The organism is Solibacillus sp. FSL K6-1781 (assembly GCF_038630735.1).
Lineage (GTDB): Bacteria > Bacillota > Bacilli > Bacillales_A > Planococcaceae > Solibacillus > Solibacillus silvestris.
The window spans coordinates 772,077-791,988 of the sequence record NZ_CP152038.1; the positions used below are offsets into that span (position 1 = coordinate 772,077).

Annotated in this window: 16 protein-coding genes; 15 read left to right on the forward strand and 1 reads right to left on the reverse strand. The window is 40.6% G+C overall.

Annotated features, from left to right (window positions below):
• Window positions 1-26: 26 nt before the first annotated feature.
• From secA to MHH37_RS03685, 4 genes are all read left to right on the forward strand, one after another.
• The gene (secA, locus tag MHH37_RS03670) at window positions 27-2,537 is read left to right on the forward strand and encodes a preprotein translocase subunit SecA (protein WP_087615593.1); all 2,511 of its coding nucleotides are present in this window, start codon (window positions 27-29) and stop codon (window positions 2,535-2,537) included.
• 150 nt (window positions 2,538-2,687) lie between these two features.
• The gene (locus MHH37_RS03675) at window positions 2,688-2,879 is read left to right on the forward strand and encodes a hypothetical protein (RefSeq protein WP_065216529.1); all 192 of its coding nucleotides are present in this window, start codon (window positions 2,688-2,690) and stop codon (window positions 2,877-2,879) included.
• Window positions 2,805-3,909, forward strand: a protein-coding gene (prfB, locus tag MHH37_RS03680) for a peptide chain release factor 2 (protein WP_342576210.1) whose coding sequence is annotated in 2 segments (ribosomal slippage) — window positions 2,805-2,876 and window positions 2,878-3,909 — 1,104 coding nt in all. Because the reading frame shifts where the segments join, the coding sequence is not laid out codon by codon here. The genes MHH37_RS03675 and prfB overlap by 75 nt, the downstream gene beginning before the upstream one ends.
• A gap of 165 nt (window positions 3,910-4,074) precedes the next feature.
• A complete protein-coding gene (locus tag MHH37_RS03685; protein ID WP_008407316.1) occupies window positions 4,075-4,428 on the forward strand; it encodes a hypothetical protein in 354 nt (117 codons plus the stop codon).
• 5 nt (window positions 4,429-4,433) lie between these two features.
• Here the strand turns inward: MHH37_RS03685 and MHH37_RS03690 are convergent, their stop codons facing one another.
• Window positions 4,434-4,925 (reverse strand): competence protein ComK, encoded by a 492-nt coding sequence (locus MHH37_RS03690; protein WP_008407314.1) that lies wholly within the window; start codon window positions 4,923-4,925, stop codon window positions 4,434-4,436.
• Window positions 4,926-5,112: 187 nt separating this feature from the next.
• Between MHH37_RS03690 and MHH37_RS03695 the strand changes: the two genes are divergently transcribed.
• The 11 genes from MHH37_RS03695 (at window position 5,113) to MHH37_RS03745 (ending at window position 19,802) form a co-directional block, all read left to right on the forward strand.
• Entirely contained in the window at window positions 5,113-5,352 is a 240-nt protein-coding gene (locus MHH37_RS03695) for an IDEAL domain-containing protein (protein WP_008407312.1), read from the forward strand.
• 359 nt (window positions 5,353-5,711) lie between these two features.
• Window positions 5,712-7,694 carry an excinuclease ABC subunit UvrB gene (uvrB, locus tag MHH37_RS03700; protein ID WP_342575044.1) on the forward strand — a complete coding sequence of 661 codons (1,983 nt, stop codon included), beginning with the start codon at window positions 5,712-5,714 and terminating at the stop codon, window positions 7,692-7,694.
• Window positions 7,695-7,699: 5 nt separating this feature from the next.
• A complete protein-coding gene (gene uvrA, locus MHH37_RS03705; RefSeq protein WP_342575046.1) occupies window positions 7,700-10,567 on the forward strand; it encodes an excinuclease ABC subunit UvrA in 2,868 nt (955 codons plus the stop codon).
• An 85-nt stretch (window positions 10,568-10,652) separates the two neighbouring features.
• Complete coding sequence (locus MHH37_RS03710) at window positions 10,653-11,867, forward strand: DUF4097 family beta strand repeat-containing protein (protein WP_342575048.1); 1,215 nt, start codon at window positions 10,653-10,655, stop codon at window positions 11,865-11,867.
• Between the two features lie 541 nt (window positions 11,868-12,408).
• Window positions 12,409-13,095: a cell division ATP-binding protein FtsE gene (ftsE, locus tag MHH37_RS03715; RefSeq protein ID WP_008403596.1), complete on the forward strand. Its 687-nt coding sequence runs from the start codon at window positions 12,409-12,411 to the stop codon at window positions 13,093-13,095.
• A complete protein-coding gene (ftsX, locus tag MHH37_RS03720) occupies window positions 13,085-13,981 on the forward strand; it encodes a permease-like cell division protein FtsX (protein ID WP_014824629.1) in 897 nt (298 codons plus the stop codon). Before ftsE ends, ftsX begins: the two co-directional genes overlap by 11 nt.
• Window positions 13,982-14,114: 133 nt before the next feature.
• Window positions 14,115-15,419 carry a M23 family metallopeptidase gene (locus MHH37_RS03725; protein ID WP_008403594.1) on the forward strand — a complete coding sequence of 435 codons (1,305 nt, stop codon included), beginning with the start codon at window positions 14,115-14,117 and terminating at the stop codon, window positions 15,417-15,419.
• Between the two features lie 109 nt (window positions 15,420-15,528).
• On the forward strand, window positions 15,529-16,101 hold the full coding sequence (locus MHH37_RS03730) for a TlpA disulfide reductase family protein (protein WP_014824627.1): 573 nt from the start codon (window positions 15,529-15,531) through the stop codon (window positions 16,099-16,101).
• A gap of 126 nt (window positions 16,102-16,227) precedes the next feature.
• Entirely contained in the window at window positions 16,228-17,655 is a 1,428-nt protein-coding gene (locus tag MHH37_RS03735; protein WP_008403592.1) for a S41 family peptidase, read from the forward strand.
• A gap of 214 nt (window positions 17,656-17,869) precedes the next feature.
• Window positions 17,870-19,039 carry a PDZ domain-containing protein gene (locus tag MHH37_RS03740; protein WP_342575052.1) on the forward strand — a complete coding sequence of 390 codons (1,170 nt, stop codon included), beginning with the start codon at window positions 17,870-17,872 and terminating at the stop codon, window positions 19,037-19,039.
• 139 nt (window positions 19,040-19,178) lie between these two features.
• Window positions 19,179-19,802 carry a TVP38/TMEM64 family protein gene (locus tag MHH37_RS03745; protein WP_342575053.1) on the forward strand — a complete coding sequence of 208 codons (624 nt, stop codon included), beginning with the start codon at window positions 19,179-19,181 and terminating at the stop codon, window positions 19,800-19,802.
• Window positions 19,803-19,912 lie beyond the last annotated feature (110 nt).

Here is a 19,912-nt window from a genome sequence, read left to right on the forward strand (position 1 = left end):
CTATTTATTGGGAAGTGACCAATTCGATGGCAAACATATTAAATAAATTATTTGATTTCAATAAAAAAGAAGTAAAGCGTTTAGAAAAGATTGCAGATAAAGTAGAAGCATTGGCTGGACAGTTTGAAAGCCTTTCTGACGATGCACTAAAAGCGAAAACAGAAGAATTTAAAAACCGTTTCCAAAATGGTGAAACAGTGGACTCTTTGTTGCCTGAAGCCTTTGCGACAATTCGTGAAGCATCCCGCCGCGTTCTTGGCATGTTCCCGTTCCGCGTTCAGATTATGGGGGCAGCTGCATTAAATGAAGGAAATATCGCGGAGATGAAAACCGGTGAAGGTAAAACGTTAACGTCGACAATGTCCGTTTATTTAAATGCGCTTACTGGTAAAGGTGTTCATGTCGTGACGGTCAACGAATATTTAGCAAGCCGTGACGCGACTGAAATGGGAGAGTTATATAATTGGTTAGGCTTAACGGTCGGTCTGAACCTGAACAGCCTGTCTAAAGATGAGAAGCGCGAAGCTTATGCTGCGGATATTACATATTCGACGAACAATGAGCTTGGTTTCGACTATTTACGTGACAACATGGTGCTTTACAAAGAAGACCGTGTACAGCGTCCGCTTTATTATGCGGTAATCGATGAGGTTGACTCGATTTTAATCGATGAGGCGCGTACACCGTTAATCATTTCCGGACAAGCAGGGAAATCAGCACAGCTGTATGTACAGTCAAATGCATTTGCCCGTATGTTAAAGCAGGATGAAGACTACAACTATGAAGAATCAACAAAAGGTGTAACACTGACGGAGCAAGGGATCGAGAAGGCGGAGCGTGCATTTGGCATCGACAACTTATTCGATTTAACACATGTCCGCTTAAACCATGCAATCAACCAAAGCTTAAAAGCACATGCATCCATGCATAAAGATGTCGACTATGTTGTGCAGGACGGGGAAGTTGTAATCGTTGACGGCTTTACTGGTCGTCTAATGAAAGGTCGTCGCTATTCGGATGGTCTACACCAGGCGATTGAAGCGAAAGAAGGTCTCGAGATTCAAAATGAATCGATGACAATGGCGACCGTTACATTCCAAAACTATTTCCGTATGTACGAGAAACTGTCTGGTATGACAGGTACAGCGAAAACAGAGGAAGAGGAATTCCGCAACATCTACAATATGCAGGTTGTAGCGATTCCTACGAACAAGCCGATTGCCCGTGATGACCGTCCTGACCTTATTTTTGCAACGATGGAAGGTAAGTTCAAAGCGGTTGCTGAAGACATTGCAGAGCGTCACCGTATAGGTCAACCAGTACTGGTTGGTACGGTTGCAATCGAAACATCTGAAATCATTTCAAAATATTTAACGAAATTTAAAATTCCGCATAACGTGTTAAACGCGAAAAACCATGAGCGTGAAGCGGAAATTATTTTAAATGCAGGTCAAAAAGGTGCCGTTACAATCGCGACAAACATGGCAGGTCGTGGTACGGACATTAAACCGGGTGAAGGTGTACTTGAAGTTGGCGGTTTAGCGGTAATTGGTACGGAACGTCATGAATCACGCCGTATCGATAATCAGCTTCGTGGTCGTTCAGGTCGTCAAGGGAACCCGGGGGTAACGCAATTCTATCTTTCTTTAGAGGATGAGTTAATGCGTCGCTTCGGTTCGGATAAGATGAAGTCGATGATGACAAGACTTGGTATGGACGATACACAGCCGATCCAGTCAGGCATGGTTTCAAAAGCGGTAGAATCAGCACAAAAACGTGTTGAAGGGAATAACTTCGATGCACGTAAACGTCTACTACAATACGATGATGTACTTCGTCAGCAACGTGAAGTGATTTACAAAGAGCGTGAAGAAGTATTGGATTCTGAAAATATGCGTGCATTAGTGGAGTCAATGATTTCTCAGGCAATCGAAAATCAAGTGGCCCTTCATACACAAGGCGAGAAGGAAAACTGGACACTGGATGCACTGGAAGACTATATCGCGGCAAACCTTTTAGATGAGGGCGATATTACGAAAGAGCAACTGGAAAATAAATCACCTGAAGAAATGATTGCGTTCATCTCTGAAAAAGTGACAGCGCGCTATGATGAAAAAGAAGAAGCGATGACACCGGAGCGTATGCGTGAATTTGAAAAGGTTATTTTACTTCGTTCAATCGACTCGAAATGGATTGACCATATCGATGCAATGGACCAGTTGCGTCAAGGGATCCATTTACGAGCTTACGGTCAAAACGATCCATTACGCGAATACCAGCAAGAAGGTTTCGCTATGTTCGAAGACATGGTCGCAGCAGTACGTGAAGATGTGGCGAAGTACGCATTAAAAGCAGAAATCCGCAGCAACCTGCAACGTGAAGAAGTAGCAAAAGGCCAAGCTGTTAACCCGAAAGAAGAAGGTGCAGCAAAACCGAAGAAACTACCAACACGCAAAGCGGAAAACATCGGACGCAACGACCCCTGCCCATGCGGAAGCGGCAAAAAATACAAATCATGCCACGGCGTAGGCCAATAAAAGCAATAAAACCGAGGTCATTGAAACTATGCTCAATGACCCGGTTTGTTTTATAAGGATTTATAATGAACTAGCGTAAATAAAGAAATGGTTTATTCAATTTACTCTAGTTGGTCGGAGTGGAAGGGTGGCGACTCCTGGGGGAATAGCGTGACGCCTGAGACTACAGGCTCAGGCCACGCCCCCGGAAAGCGTCCACCCTGGAACGGAGACCAACGGGTGACGAAGGACGATTACTTGACGCTTCACTACGGAGGAAAATATATGATGGAATTAGCAGATGTGCGCAATGCACTCGAAAATACAGCTACAAAACTAGCGGACTTCAGGGGGTCTCTTTGACTTAGAAAACAAAGAGGCACGAATCCAGGAACTAGATGAACTTATGCTTGAACCCGAATTCTGGAATGACCAGAACGGGGCACAGGCAATTATTAACGAAAGCAACGGCATTAAAGCAGTTGTCAACGAATACAAAGAGTTAGTCGATACACAGGAAAATCTCGAAATGACGCTTGAGCTATTACGCGAAGAACCAGACGAAGAATTGCAGGAAGAACTAGGCAAAGAACTAGCCGAATTCCAGACAAAAATGGAAGAATTCGAACTGCAAATGCTGTTGTCAGAACCATACGACAAAAACAATGCCATTCTAGAACTGCATCCAGGTGCTGGTGGTACCGAGTCACAGGACTGGGGCTCGATGCTATTACGTATGTACACACGCTGGGCAGAGAAGCGCGGCTTTAAAGTAACGACAATCGACTATTTGCCAGGTGATGAAGCCGGTATCAAATCCGTTACACTGCAAATTTCGGGCCATAATGCGTACGGCTATTTAAAAGCGGAAAAAGGGGTACACCGTCTAGTGCGTATTTCACCGTTCGATTCATCAGGCCGCCGTCATACATCGTTCGTATCATGTGATGTTATGCCAGAGTTCAATGACGAAATCGAAATCGATATACGAACTGAAGATTTAAAAGTCGATACGTACCGCGCAACGGGTGCCGGTGGTCAGCATATTAACACGACCGACTCAGCTGTACGTATTACCCATCTTTCAACAGGTGTCGTTGTACAATGTCAGTCAGAACGTTCGCAAATTAAAAACCGTGATGCGGCAATGAAAATGCTGAAATCGAAGCTGTATCAGCTGGAAATCGAAAAGCAGCAGGCACAGCTGGATGAAATTCGCGGTGAGCAGAAGGAAATCGGCTGGGGCTCACAAATTCGTTCATATGTGTTCCATCCGTATTCAATGGTAAAAGATCACCGTACAAGTGCAGAAACAGGGAATGTAGGCGCTGTAATGGACGGCGATCTGGACATTTTCATTACGGCCTATTTACGATCAAAAATCTCATATTAATACCTTTCACATCGTAATAAAATAAAACCGTGCCTTAGTAAAAAAGCTAAGGCACGGTTTTTTAGTGAAATTTAAGCTAGGTATTTATTTTCCACTTGTCAAATATAAAAAAATATGTGAAAATACATATACGAACAAATGTTCTTATTAATTGGAGGTATTGGTATGCTGCAAATTCCTTCTAAAACGATTCCGTATTATGAGGCAGGGATTTATTTGCCGTTGCTGTTAATTATTCTTGGGAAGGATTATTCAATAGTGGAGCAAAGTCCGTTCAAATTTAAAAATCCCTATTTGCAATTAATCGATGCTGTACGTATCAAAATAGAGCATGACTTAAAAGAAACGAAGGACTATTTTAAACTTCATCAGATGCGCTTAGTGAGAGGCAAAACGGATGATTTGTTTACCGAGTATCATTTTTACTTTGGGGGAGTCATGGAGTGTAGAAGATATTCGAATATTCGCCTTCGTAATCAAAGTGAGTTACTTCTTGCTGAATATTTTAAAAAAAACTGATGCTCTTATAAGATACTATTGCGCTGTAAAAGCAGATATTTATAGTACATCGCAGCGCGTACATATTGCTGGTTGAATGATTTCATATTGATGTCCAGACTAATTTCAGTATTATCCACAAAAGTTACGAGCGTTTTATCCCCGTCTTCACTAATATTAATAATAGGATTCAAGGATATCCAAATATTTTGAGGTGAATACGGCGAAAACAGCGGGAATAAAATGCACGGGTCCCCGAAATCATAGGCCACCATGATCGGCAATTTATGTTTATTCTCTCCGAAAAATCCCCTCGCCTGATATTTGCTAGCATCATAGGAACTTCCATGCAGACGACATGTATCGCGAATAATTTTTAGAGGCTTATACGGAGAGGTAGATTTGCCGTACTTGTCCAATATAGTAGTGTGAATTTTATCTCGATGCTGATAGGACTTCAAACAAAAGGTGGAATTAGAAATAATGTAATTGGAATTTCGTGTTAAATTACTGATCATTTTGCATCCCCTATCTTTCCTACTTTTTTAATCGCTTAAATTTTCACTATACATCTAAACTACTGCATAAAGTGCTAAAAATCAACATTATATTTAGAAAATTCTGTCATATGATAATTTTTCAGAATATATTGCAAATTGTATGATTTTTAACTTATAATGGTTAAAAGAGGTCGAGGTGATATCGATGGATAAATATTATTCGTATACAGACTTTTTAAAAGCGGTTAGTCAGCAGTCCACTGAACATCATGCAGAGAAGCTATTGAATGAAATTTATTTAGATTTATTTATTAGTCGGTTGCAGCGGATGCAACGTATTGAACAATTAAAGTTACTTATCGATACATCGTTAGATCAAAAGAACGAACAAGCATTTTACAGCTATACTACAGAGTTAAAAGAGTTATTGGAAACTGTTTCGTAAAAGCCACCCTATTCCAGGTGGTTTTTTTTATGGGCAAAATCGGGGCTCCGTTTTTTTTCTAATATATGATGAGAAGATTCTAATAAAATAAAAATAGTTCTAATAAATTGGTTATTTTCTAATAAAAAGGATAATTCTTCTTAATAAGTGCTCAGGATTTTCAAATAACCAGCTCGAATCTTCAAATATGTCACCGTACTTTTCTAATATCCACCACAAAAGTTCTAATAAATCCTACAACACATCTAAAACTCCACCGTCACATTAAATTCGAATGTACGTTCGCAATTTTATCGTAAATTAAAAACGGGTATGTTAAAATAGAAGATACCATAAGTGACAGAAAGGACAATCTAAATATGACAGAAACTTTTACAATAAAGTCCGCCTATCAGCCTGCCGGGGATCAGCCGGAAGCGATTAAACAGCTCGTACAGGGAGTTAAAGAAGGCAAGCGTCACCAGACATTGCTTGGGGCGACAGGTACGGGTAAAACATTTACGATTTCCAATGTAATTAAAGAAGTGAATAAGCCGACGCTTGTGATGGCACACAATAAAACACTGGCCGGCCAATTATATAGTGAGTTTAAAGAATTTTTCCCGGACAATGCAGTTGAATATTTCGTCAGCTACTATGACTATTTCCAGCCGGAAGCGTATGTACCGCAAACTGATACGTACATTGAAAAGGATTCAAGTATTAATGAAGAAATCGATAAATTGCGCCACTCGGCAACGACTGCTTTGTTTGAACGGAAAGATGTCATTATTATCGCATCCGTATCGTGTATTTACGGTCTCGGTAATCCGGAAGAATATCGTGAAATGGTCGCTTCCATTCGTACAGGGATGGAAATCGAGCGCAATCAGCTATTGCGGAAACTAGTCGACATTCAATATGAACGTAATGATATTAACTTTACACGCGGTACGTTCCGTGTACGCGGGGATGTTGTCGAAATTTTTCCGGCTTCACGCGATGAACACTGTATCCGAATCGAGTTTTTCGGAGATGAAGTTGACCGGATTCGTGAAGTAGATGCACTGACGGGCGAAATTTTAGGGGACCGTCAGCATGTAGCCATTTTCCCTGCTTCCCACTTCGTTACCCGTGAAGAGAAAATGAAAATTGCGATTGAAAATATCGAAAAAGAGCTGGAGGAGCGTCTTACAACATTGCGTTCGGAAGACCGTTTACTGGAAGCGCAGCGCCTGGAGCAACGGACAAATTACGATTTGGAAATGATGAAGGAAATGGGATTCTGCTCAGGTATCGAAAACTATTCGCGCCATTTAACATTGCGTGAAGCAGGGGCGACGCCGTATACATTACTTGATTACTTCCCGGAAGACTTTTTGCTTGTCGTTGATGAAAGCCATGTTACATTACCGCAAGTACGTGGTATGTATAATGGAGACCAGGCTCGTAAAGGAGTATTGGTTGAGCATGGATTCCGTCTGCCGTCCGCACTCGATAACCGTCCGCTCATGTTTGATGAGTTTCAATCGAAAGTAAGCCAGGCCATTTATGTATCGGCAACACCAGGCCCTTATGAATTAGAGCATACACCGGAAATGGTAGAACAGATTATTCGTCCGACAGGGCTGCTTGATCCGACGATTGATATCCGTCCGATTGAAGGGCAAATTGATGATCTGATCGATGAAATTCATGAGCGAATCCGTCGTAATGAACGGACACTCGTCACGACATTGACGAAGAAAATGTCCGAAGATTTGTCGAGCTATTTAAAAGAAATGGGCTTGAAAGTCGAATACTTGCACTCGGAAATCAAAACGCTGGAACGGATTGAAATTATCCGGGAACTTCGTAAAGGGACATATGATGTGCTGATCGGCATTAACTTATTAAGGGAAGGTCTTGATATTCCCGAAGTATCTCTTGTCGCAATTTTGGATGCGGACAAGGAAGGGTTCCTCCGTTCGGAACGTTCGCTTATTCAAACTATCGGACGTGCTGCGCGTAACTCGAACGGTCATGTCATTATGTATGCCAATAATATGACGGATTCAATGACAAAGGCGATCAGTGAAACAAAGCGCCGTCGTGAAACCCAAATGGCTTACAATGAAGAACATGGTATTACACCGAAAACAATCATTAAAAAGATTCCTGATATTATCCGCGCAACACAAGCTGCGGAACAGGAAGAAACATATATTACAAAAGTGACAGGCGGTAAAAAGCTGACGAAAAAAGAGCTGGAGAAGCTTGTTGCAACATTGCAAGTTGAAATGAAAGAAGCCGCAAAAGCGCTGGACTTTGAACGCGCGGCTGAACTACGTGACATGATATTTGAATTGAAAGCAGAAGGGTGAACAATGTGAAAAATACAGAAATTGTCGTACAAGGTGCACGAGCGCATAATTTAAAAAATATTGATGTCACAATTCCACGCGATAAAATTGTCGTTGTGACAGGGCTTTCAGGTTCCGGTAAATCTTCACTGGCATTCGATACGATTTATGCGGAAGGGCAGCGTCGTTATGTTGAATCATTGTCTGCATATGCACGACAATTTTTAGGACAAATGGACAAGCCGGATGTCGATACAATTGAAGGACTGTCACCAGCGATTTCGATTGACCAGAAGACAACGAGCCGTAACCCGCGCTCAACAGTCGGGACAGTAACGGAAATTTACGATTACTTGCGACTGCTTTTTGCGCGTATCGGAAAACCGTATTGCCCGACACATGGGATTGAAATTACATCGCAGACAGTTGAACAAATGGTTGACCGCCTGATGGAATATCCGGAGCGCACGAAAATGCAGCTGCTTGCCCCTGTTATTGAAGGCAAAAAAGGAACGCACGTGAAGCTGCTTGAAGACTTGAAAAAACAAGGTTTTGTTCGTATCCGTATAAATGGGGAACTGCGTGATCTCGATGATAATATTGAGTTGGATAAAAACAAAAAACATACAATTGAAGTAGTCGTGGACCGTGTTGTTGTAAAAGAGGGCAATGAAACGCGTTTAAGCGATTCCCTAGAAGCAGCACTCAGAATTGCGGATGGACGTGTTCTAGTCGATGTGATCGATCATGAGGAGCTGTTATTCAGTGAGCATCATGCATGTCCAATATGCGGATTTTCGATTGGTGAACTTGAGCCGCGCATGTTTTCGTTCAACAGTCCGTTCGGAGCTTGCCCTACATGTGATGGGCTTGGAAGTAAAGCAAAGGCTGATATCGACTTAGTCATTCACAATTGGGATTTAACATTGCTTGAAAATGCGATAGCACCATGGGAATCCGTATCGTCCAACTATTACCCGCAGCTGTTGGCATCCGTATGCAAACATTACAACATTCCAATGGATGTACTGGTAAAAGATATTCCTAAGGAGAAAATGGATAAAATTTTATACGGTTCTGGAAAAGAGAAAATTCTATTTGAATATACAAATGATTATGGCAGTGTGCATAAGAAAAATATCGAATTTGAAGGCGTCATCGCAAATATCGAACGACGCTTTAAAGATTCCTCTTCAGATTATGTACGTGAGTCGATGCAAAAGTACATGACCGAACAGCCTTGTGCGACTTGTAAAGGGCACCGTCTGAAAAAGGAAACACTCGCAGTGAAAATTAAAGACCAGAACATTTCAGAAGCGACACGCCACTCCATTCAGGAAATGTATGAGTTCTTTAGTTCAGTAGAATTAACAGAAAAAGAACGCCAGATTGCGAATTTAATTATTCGTGAAGTGATTGAACGACTGAAGTTTTTATTGGATGTCGGATTAAATTACTTAACACTTGCACGATCTGCTGGAACATTATCCGGCGGGGAAGCACAGCGTATTCGACTGGCTACTCAAATCGGCTCCCGTTTAACAGGTGTACTTTACATTTTGGACGAGCCGTCAATCGGTCTGCACCAGCGTGATAATGACCGTTTAATTAATACACTTGTAAATATGCGCGACCTCGGCAATACATTAATTATCGTCGAGCATGATGAGGACACGATGATGGCAGCGGACCATTTAATCGATATCGGACCGGGTGCCGGTGTACATGGCGGTCAAGTCATTGCACAAGGGACACCAAAGCAAGTCATGAAGAACAAAGAGTCGATTACCGGCCAATATTTGAGCGGGAAGAAATTTATTCCACTGCCGCTTGAACGCCGTAAATCAGATGGCCGGAAAATAAAGATTAAAGGTGCATCTGAAAATAACTTGAAAAACGTCAGTGTCGATATCCCGCTAGGTCAGTTCATCGCCGTTACAGGTGTGTCCGGTTCTGGTAAATCGACATTAGTGAATGAAATTTTATATAAATCGCTCGCATCAAAACTGAACCGGGCAAAAGTAAAACCGGGCAAGCATAAAACAATAGAAGGTTTAGAACAACTTGAAAAAGTAATTGATGTGGACCAATCGCCAATCGGACGTACACCACGTTCTAACCCTGCAACTTATATTGGCGTATTTGATGATATTCGCGATGTATTTGCTATGACGAATGAGGCGAAAGTGCGCGGCTATAAAAAAGGGCGATTTTCTTTCAACGTAAAAGGCGGACGTTGTGAAGCTTGCCGCGGAGATGGCATTATTAAAATCGAAATGCACTTCTTACCGGATGTTTATGTGCCGTGTGAAGTTTGTCACGGGAAGCGTTATAACCGCGAAACACTTGAAGTAAAATATAAAGATAAAAATATTTCCGATATTTTGGAAATGACGGTAGAAGATGCATTGGAGTTTTTCGGGAACTTGCCGAAAATTCAGCGTAAACTGCAAACGATTGTCGATGTGGGTCTTGGATATGTGAAGCTTGGTCAGCCTGCAACTACATTATCTGGCGGTGAAGCACAGCGTGTGAAATTGGCGTCGGAATTGCACCGTCGTTCAACCGGTAAGTCATTTTATATTTTGGATGAACCAACAACTGGTTTGCATGCCGATGATATTTCCCGTTTGCTGATTGTACTGCAGCGCTTAGTCGAAAACGGTGAGACTGTGCTTGTGATTGAGCATAATCTCGATGTTATCAAAACAGCCGACCATATTATTGATTTAGGTCCTGAAGGTGGCGAAGGTGGCGGTACAATTTTAGCGACAGGTACACCGGAGAAAATAGCCGAAGTGAAGGAAAGTTATACAGGACGCTACTTAAAACCGATTTTGGAACGTGACCGTGAACGTATGGAATCAAGAATTAAAGAAGCGCAGAATAAATAGAATGAAAAACTAAGAGCGCAAACGAAACTTTTCGTCCTCCCTCCTCGTATAATAACTATATACGAAGCAGAGGGAGGAATTTTTTATGCAAGAAGAACGTAAACGCATTTTAAAATTAGTTGAAAGCGGTACAATTACGGCAGAAGAGGCAATTGTATTACTGGAAAAATTGTCGTCGGAAAAGGAATCCACTCCATCACAAGCAGTACCAGTCGAGCAATCGCTTTTTGAAGAAAAGTTTGGGGAAGAGCCGAATAAGGCAGAACCGGTTTTTGAAGAGCAAAAAGAAAAACGTAAAACAACAGGATTTGAAGATATTTTCGGCAAGTCATTTAACGATAAAGAATTCAATAAAAAGATGGACGAGTTCATGGGCGATATTAAACAGGATTTATCGCAATTCAGCACACGCATGACAGGATTGGTCGGCGCAGCATTATCTAAGTTTAAAGAACTTGATATTGATACACCGTTTGGAGAAAAAGTTGAGTTTACTAAAACGTATGCTTACCCTGTAGCTGATGTTAAAGGGGTAGAGCTGGAAATCGCCAATGGTAAAATCGATATCGTACGCGCAGCGGATGAATTAGTTACTGTAAATGTGACAGGGAAAACACCGTTAAAAGGTACAGAAGAAGAAACGATTGCACAGGCAACGGAAAATATGTCGAAGCTGACAAATGACAAATTATTTATCCAGTCTACAAATAAATTTGCACAAGTGAAAGTACAAGTAGCTATTCCAGAGAAACATTATGACGTAGTAATCGCAAAACTATTAACAGGTAGCGTTTCAATCGAACAGGTTGACGCAAAGTTAGTTAAAGCGCGTACACATAACGGGGTAATCCGTCTGGAAAATGCAACATTTGATCATGCGGAACTGCAAACGAGCAACGGTGCAGTAGAAGCCCGTCATATTAAAGGTGAAGATTTGGAAATCGGCACAGCGAATGGACGTATATATGTAGATGGCGAATTAAATGAAGTAGAAGCTGAATCGATGAATGGACATGTTGTCATTACAACAACGAGTGCGGAAGCGCATAAAATCAAGGCTCGTGCTCTGGCAGGTTCAGTAGAAATTTACGTGCCGAAAACAGTGGCACTGGACGGTCAGGTTTACTCGAACTTCGGAAAAGCAGATATCGGTTTAAGTGATGTATTGCTTACGGAAGAAGAAGAGCAATTTCTGTCAAAATCGGTACGTTTCACTAAAGAACTGGAAGGCGCGAAACTCTTGAAATTAGTAGGAGAATCTCGCACAGGTACAGTGTTGGTACGCTATACGCTGCAATAGGCGTAGTATTTTAGCTACAGCTTTCCGGATTTCGTGAAGCTCGAGTGACTAATTCTTTAAAGAAATAAATTCCTTATAAAATCAAGCATCCATTTTCTCGCAAAGAATTTGGGTGCTTTTCATTTTTATTCGAACTTTTTGTTTTCCGCCAAATCTCCAATAAAAAGTCACAAATTGCCACATTCCTACATGGAAAAAGAATTTTTCTAAAAATCTCCCTACAAATACCATAATAATCCAAATAATGAGAAGGGTTTTCAGTGAAATCGTCGAATAATTAAAAATAGTGTAGAGTATTTTATTATATTAAGAACATTTCATACTTTAACATTTATATTACGAAAACCAAAAAATAAGTGTAATTCCATGAAATTTTATGAACAAATGAAATTTTGTAATGTTGTCATGGCGCTCCGGGAGCCTGAAAACGAGACGGGGCTTACATTGAAAAGAAAATGTAATAAAATTTGAGCCTGAAAATGCTATAATGGGTAAGACTAAAATTTAAAATTCTAGATATTGAGCTTAGGTGGTTTCGTGAATGATTGAAATGAATAATGTAGTGAAGAAGTATCCTAATGGGGTCGTCGCCGCAAACGGGATTACGGTTCATATAAAAAAAGGTGAATTTGTGTATATTGTTGGCCCGAGTGGAGCAGGTAAATCGACATTTATTAAGTTGATGTACCGTGAAGAAAAACCGACTTCCGGCGATGTCATCATTAATGGCATTAATTTGAGAACGCTAAAAAATAATCGCGTACCTCATTTACGCCGTCATCTTGGTGTCGTCTTCCAGGACTTTAAATTATTGCCGCGCTTAACAGTGTATGAAAATGTAGCGTTCGCGATGGAAGTAATTGAAGAACAGCCAAGCGTCATCCGTAAACGGGTAATGGAAGTACTTGAACTGGTGGGCTTAAAGCATAAGGTGAGAATGCTGCCGAATGAGCTGTCAGGTGGAGAACAGCAGCGTGTAGCAATTGCCCGCTCGATTGTAAACCGTCCGAAAGTGATGATTGCGGACGAGCCTACAGGAAATTTAGACCCGGAAACATCGTGGGAAATTATGAATATTTTTGAGGAAATTAATCGCCAAGGTACGACGATTTTGATGGCAACACATAACCGTGAAATCGTAAATACTGTGCGTAAAAGAGTTATTGCAATTGAAGGCGGAATGATCGTCCGTGATGAGTACGGAGGTGACTACGGCTATGAAAACTAGAACAATTGCCCGTCATTTCCGTGAAAGTTTTAAATCATTAGGCCGTAACAGCTGGATGACACTGGCTTCCATCAGTGCTGTAACGGTTACATTATTATTGGTCGGTGTATTTGCTGCGATTATGATGAATTTAAACAAAGTCGCTTCCGATTTGGAAAACGATGTTGAAATTCGTGTCATGATTGATATTATTCCGGAAGCGGAAGAAGCAAAATTGGCTGAAGAGCAGCTTCTTGACGAGATTCATAATATGCCGGATGTCGAGGAAGTTACATATTCTTCTAAAGAACAAGAATTAAGTAAGTTAATCAAAGATTTTGGTGATGAATTAAGTTTATTCGAACAGAACAACCCGTTATATAATGTGCTGTATGTCAAGGCTGTCGATCCTTTGAAAACAGCTGATGTCGCCAAGCAGATTGATAGCTTAGACAATACTTTTGAAGTAAAATATGGCGAGGGTAAAGTAGAAAAACTATTTAACTTTTTAGAAATCGCTCGTAATGTTGGACTCGTATTAATTTTAGGACTGCTGTTTACAGCGATGTTCTTAATCTCTAATACCATTCGCATTACGATTATTGCACGTAAAGATGAAATTGAAATTATGAAGCTTGTAGGGGCTACAAATTCTTTCGTCCGCATTCCATTTGTATTGGAAGGAATGTGGCTTGGTTTGATTGGATCTATTATTCCAGTCGCAGCCGTTACAATTGCTTATTACAATATTTATGATTTATTGGCACCTCGATTAAAAGGGGAATTGTTCCAAATGTTAGAAGTAACACCACTTATGTACCAGGTGAACGGATTAATCATCTTCATCGGGATGTTCATCGGTATATGGGGAAGTTTCATGTCAGTTCGTAAGTTTTTAAAAGTATAACTTCTTTCAGCGACTGTCACACATTGCCAAGGCAACATTGACAATGACGAAAATATTGGGAAGTGGCTCGTTTTTTACATCTTAGAGAGACAAAAAGAGCCACTATTACCCATGCATTTAGGGGGAAAAGTTTTTGAAGAAGCTAACGACGCGTTCATTTAAAACCATTGCAGCAATACTTGCGCTAGTACTATTTGTTCAAATACCGGCAGCATCCGCAGCATCATTAAGTGAACTGAAAAAAGAGCGCAGTCAACTCGAAGCAGAAAAGAAATCAATTAATAAATCACTCGAACAAAAAACAAACGAGATTCAAACAAATCAAAACAGACAGCAAAAAATCATTTCGCAGCTGGAGCAACTGGGTGCAAAAATTAATGAAACGAATCATAGTATTGCCGTTGTCGAATTGGATATTGAAATTGCAAACGAAGAGATTTCTATTTTAGAAGATGAAATCGCAGAATTAAAAGAGAAGATTGAGCAACGTAATGAACTATTGCGTGAGCGTGCACGGGCGATTCAGTCATCAGGTACAGTTAGTTACCTTGACGTCCTGCTTGGAGCAAATAGTTTCGTAGACTTTATCGATCGTTTTTCTGCTGTAAGCACACTTATGGACGCTGACCGTCAAATTATGCGTGAGCAAAAGGAAGACCAGGAAAAACTTGAAGTTCAAAAGCTGGAGCTTGTGAAGACGAAAGAAGAGCTTGAAGCGAATAAAGCGAAATTGAAAAGTTTGATGGCTTCTTTAAACCAACAAAAGAAAGAAAAGAAACAGCTAGTAGCAGAGCTTGAAAAAGAAGAAGCGAAACTACGATCTGAGAAAACAGAACTGAAAGCAGAGTACGATGATAAGGTAGAATTAAGTAAAGAGCTGGAAGAGAAGTTTCTTAAAGAACAGCGCCGATTAGCGGAAGTTGCCCGTCAAAAGGCATTGGAAGCTGCGGCTGCTAAAAAGAAACAACAAAACAGTAGCAGCAGCAATAGTACTGTAAGTTCCGGAAACTTGCCGGTTGTTTCTTCAGGACATTGGACAAGACCTGCAGCGGGCCGTTTTACATCAGGGTTCGGTGGGCGTGATATTGGACCAATCGGAAGTAAAAATCACTTAGGAATTGACATTGCCAACTCAATCGGAACACCGGTTGTTGCAGCAGCGGATGGTGTTGTTTCCTATGTTGGTTCGATGAATGGTTACGGGAATGTTGTAATGGTTACTCACTCGATTGAAGGACAATTATTCACGACAACGTATGCCCATTTAAGCGGATTTAATACGAGTGTTGGAGCATCTGTTTCAAAAGGTCAACAAATTGCAAGACTTGGGAATTCAGGTAACTCAACTGGACCTCATGTACACTTTGAGATCCATGTCGGTGAATGGAACGGCAGTCGTTCAAACGCCGTCAACCCATTAAACTATATTTCACTGTAAGTTATATAAAAGGCAAAACTTTAATTATTAAAGTTTTGCCTTTTTCGTTTGAATAATTATCTAAAAGTTATGATAATGTACTAATAGGAAGAAATGTGGGGTGAAGTTGATGAAGAAAAATGTTGGAGTCGGTATTATTTTAGTGCTTGTCATCACGATGCTTGGCACTTACATAAAAGCTGAAATCGATCAAAGTACTGCAATCAACGAGCATGCATTAGGGAAAGAAGTTGAACTGGATGAAGAAGTCGGCCTCGAAAAAGGTCAGTTTGCACCGGATTTTACATTATATAATTTACAGGGCGAGCCGTTGACACTTTCGGAGCTGAGAGGGAAGCGTGTCGTACTGAATTTCTGGGCAACCTGGTGTCCGCCATGTGAAGCTGAAATGCCGCATATGCAAAAATACTACGAAAAATACCGTGAAGAAGACAATGTGGAAATTGTCGGTGTCAATATGACGTACGCAAACGAAAAGCTGGAGCGTGTAGAGCAGTTTCTAAAAAGTTATGACATCACCTTCCCAATCGTACTGGAACAAACTGAAGCTGTTGCCTATCAATATGAAATTATGACGATGCCAACAACATACATGATTGATACTTCAGGGAAAATACAAAAGCAAATAATTGGTCCACTCGATTTGGATGCATTGCGGGAAAATGTCATTCAACTAGATTAAGTGCAGGAATTGAGACGATTTGGATCAGGAACCTTAAAATATCTTCACTTTAGGACGTTTAAATTCGACTTTATAAGTATGAAACTTTCATTCGCTTCATAAATTTTATGGAACGGAGGAGAACTCGTGCGGAAAAGTCGGATTTTTTTATTAGTAGTTGCGATGGTGTGTATCGGAATAATTGTTTATGGTGTAATGAAAATCAAGGCGCAGCCACAGGAGGAACAGGCGAGTTTTGCGGTAGTCAATGAACTGCATCAGTTAATCACGAGCGAATCAGTTTATGATGTCAACTCTGAAAAATTGGTGGAGGGTGCATTGCGAGGGATGGCAAATGCAATAAATGACCCTTATAGTACTTATTATTCGGAGCAGGAAGCAGCATTACATAAACAGACGCTCGCAAGTGAACGAATCGGTATCGGTGTTGAATTGGCAGATGCGAATGGCAAGATTATCGTTGTAGCTCCTATTAAAGCTTCACCTGCAGAAAAAGCGGGCATTCGACCATTGGATGAGCTTATACAAATTAATGAAGTAAGACTTGACGGAAAGTCTATGGGGGAAGTTCGTAAGCTGATGTATGGTAAAGAAGGGGAAGCCGTGGAACTTGTCATTTATCGACCGGAACTGGACCAGCATTTAAAGTTGGTCGTGAAAAGAGAACGTTTGAAAAATGATACGGTGGAAGCTGAAGTTCTCGAAGTAGAAGGAAGAAAACTTGGCTATATAACGATCAATCTATTTGGTGAAAAAACAGCAGAAGAATGGAAAGAGGCTCTTGATGGAGTGATGAAGGAGGAAGTAGAAGGGTTAATCATTGATGTGCGGGACAATCCAGGTGGCTATTTACATAGTGTTGCCCAAATGATGAGCATGTTCGAGCAAAAAGAAAAAATCTTTGCGTATATGCAAAATCATGACGGTGTAACAGAGCCACTGAAAACAAAGGAAGTGGAACAGTTCCAGCCTTACGTGAATTGGCTGCGTGACACACCTTTAACACTTATCCAAAATGAAGGAAGCGCATCAGCTAGTGAAGTGTTTGCCGGTGCCCTACAGGACTGGAAACGTTCGGTCATTATTGGGGTGACGAGCTTCGGTAAAGGAACGGTCCAACAAACATGGGATCTTCAAAATGGCGGAGAAGTAAAATTGTCGACGAATAAATGGCTTACTCCTTCGAAAAAGTGGATCCATGATGTAGGGATTGAACCGGATGTCGAAGTGACACAGCATCCGCTTTACAGTGTAGAAACAAAAATACTGAAAGGCCGCTTTGAAGAGGGAGAATACAGTGAAGAAGTTGCCTACAGCCAGCGTATTTTAAGTGAACTCGGCTACAGCATCAGCCGAACAGATGGATTCTTTGATAAGGATACAGCACAGGAAGTGGAAAGCTTCAGGAAAAAGCATGATATTGCAGAAGGAAGCTATATGGATGAAGTGTTTTTCCATGAATTAACAGAAGAACTGCAAACATTCAAACAGTCAAAAGTAAATGACATGCAACTGCAGATGGCGATCAGTTATATTATGCATCAGTTTGAGTGATGGACAGTGTAAAACATATTGAGGGCTTGTTTCATAATGAAACGGGCTTTTTTTATATGATAAACATAAAAATGATCTGAAGAATATCCAATTTATTTAACTCACCCGTAGATTTTCAATTTTCCCGACAACGCCTTTATTTTATTTCCGGTACAAATGGGACTACGCATTACGGAAAGGATTTGGTACAATTATTCGTACGGTAGGTGAGAATATGGATGGAACAATTTTGATTGAAATTTTAAAAGGGATTGGCCGATTTTTTATAAATCCTTTGTTTTATGTCGCCATCATTTCCGCAGTTTATTTAGGATATCGCCGAGTGAAGCGCGAACGAAGGTATTTTAACCGACGGATACTAGGTGGCTGGTCCGAGCTGAAAAATATGCTTGCGATGGGTTTTATGCTGTCCGTTATTATTTCCTTATTTAGTCTTGTAATAGGCTTAACAGTATCACTCGAATTATTGACAATTGTTTTTATTGTAAGTTTCGTAGGTTTACTCATTTATATGTATCAATTATTATCGCCAGCGATTGTGATGGCGGTTGCTTTTTGTGGAATCGTTTGGATGCAATGGCAAGATTGGTCATATACAATCGGAACACTCGAATTGGCAGGCAGAAATGTTACAAATGATCTTGTTATGACAATTCCGATGATGACGGGGCTCTTACTCATGGCGGAAGGAATTTTAATTCGCCGGTATGGTGCCCGTTTTGCTTCACCGATTGTGGAGAAAACAAAGCGTGGATTAAATGGGATAGGCTATTTCAGTAAGCAGCTTTGGGTTTTACCTGTCTTTACGATTATTCCAGGTGAAGGCATTCAAAACTTTGCGCCTTATTGGCCACAATTTACGATCGGAGCAGAACAGTTTTCGATCATTGTTTTCCCGTTTATTATCGGATTCCAGCAGATGGTCCGCCAAAAGTTGCCGATGAATGTGTATCCGCAAATGGGACGTTCGATTATTATGATAGGACAATTTGTGCTGGTCGTCGGATTAGCCGCTTATTTCCTGCCGATACTAGGTGCAGCTGCATTAGCATTAGGTGCAATTTCCCGTACAATTATCGGTATTCATTATAGTCGCTCAGAGGACCGCAACAGTTATGCTGTTGTACGCAGTGATAAAGGTGTAATGATCGCCGGCATTTTACCAGATTCGCCTGCTGAGAAAATGGGACTTGCCGCAGGTGAAATTATTAAACGTGTAAATGGACAAGATGTTTTTACAGAAGAAGATTTGTACAAAGCATTGCAGATTAATGCTGCCCATTGTCGCTTGGAAGTGCTTGATCATTCAGGCGAATTGCGTCTAGCCCAGCATGTTGTCCATCGAGATGATAACCATAAAATTGGATTATTAGTTGTTAGTTAATTTCAAAAGAATCTCGTTAAGACGAGGTTCTTTTTTTTGATGAAAACGGGTATAAAGAAATTATGTTAAGATTAAATTGTACTAGACAACATTGTGTAGCTTCAGGAATTTTTATCGTTTTTGGTAGGGGTGAGCTGTTATGTTAGATTGGATGACAATCGATAATATTGAAACAATTGTAGAAAAATATAAACTGTTAGGTCCGTTTTTCGGCATCTTTTTAACGTTCCTGGAATCATTTATCCCTGTATTGCCGCTGTTTGTAATCATCATCGCCAATGCTGCAGCTTACGGGTTATTTTGGGGGTTTTTACTGTCATGGCTAGGAACGGTCGCAGGCTCCTACATGTTCTTTTTCATGATTCGCATGTTTGGGAAGTATCGTCTTTTCCGTCGGATTAAAGAACAGAAACAAGTGAAAAAACTGATTAACTGGGTGGACATTAGAGGATTTACACCATTGTTTGTGCTGCTGTGCCTGCCATTTACACCAGTTGTCGTTGTCAATACGGTCGCGGGATTATCCAATATAAAAAAGAAATATTATTTTTTGACACTCCTTATTTCAAAACCGATCTTGATCTTCTTGATTAGCTATTTAGGCAGTGATCTACGTGATATTTTAACCTCTCCTGGAAAACTTATTATTTCAGCTGTGATTATTTTAATTATTTGGGGAATCGGCAAATTGATCGAACACATTTTAAATAAGCGTGTGGAAAGAGATTTGCGTGAGATTGGAAAATTACGAAAACATAAATAAAAATGCTTCAGTCTTGTCTTTTAACAAATTGTGAAAAGACAGGGCTTTTTTGTATGATGGCAATTAATGCGCGAACATGCATTCTTATATTATAATAGAAGAAAGAAATA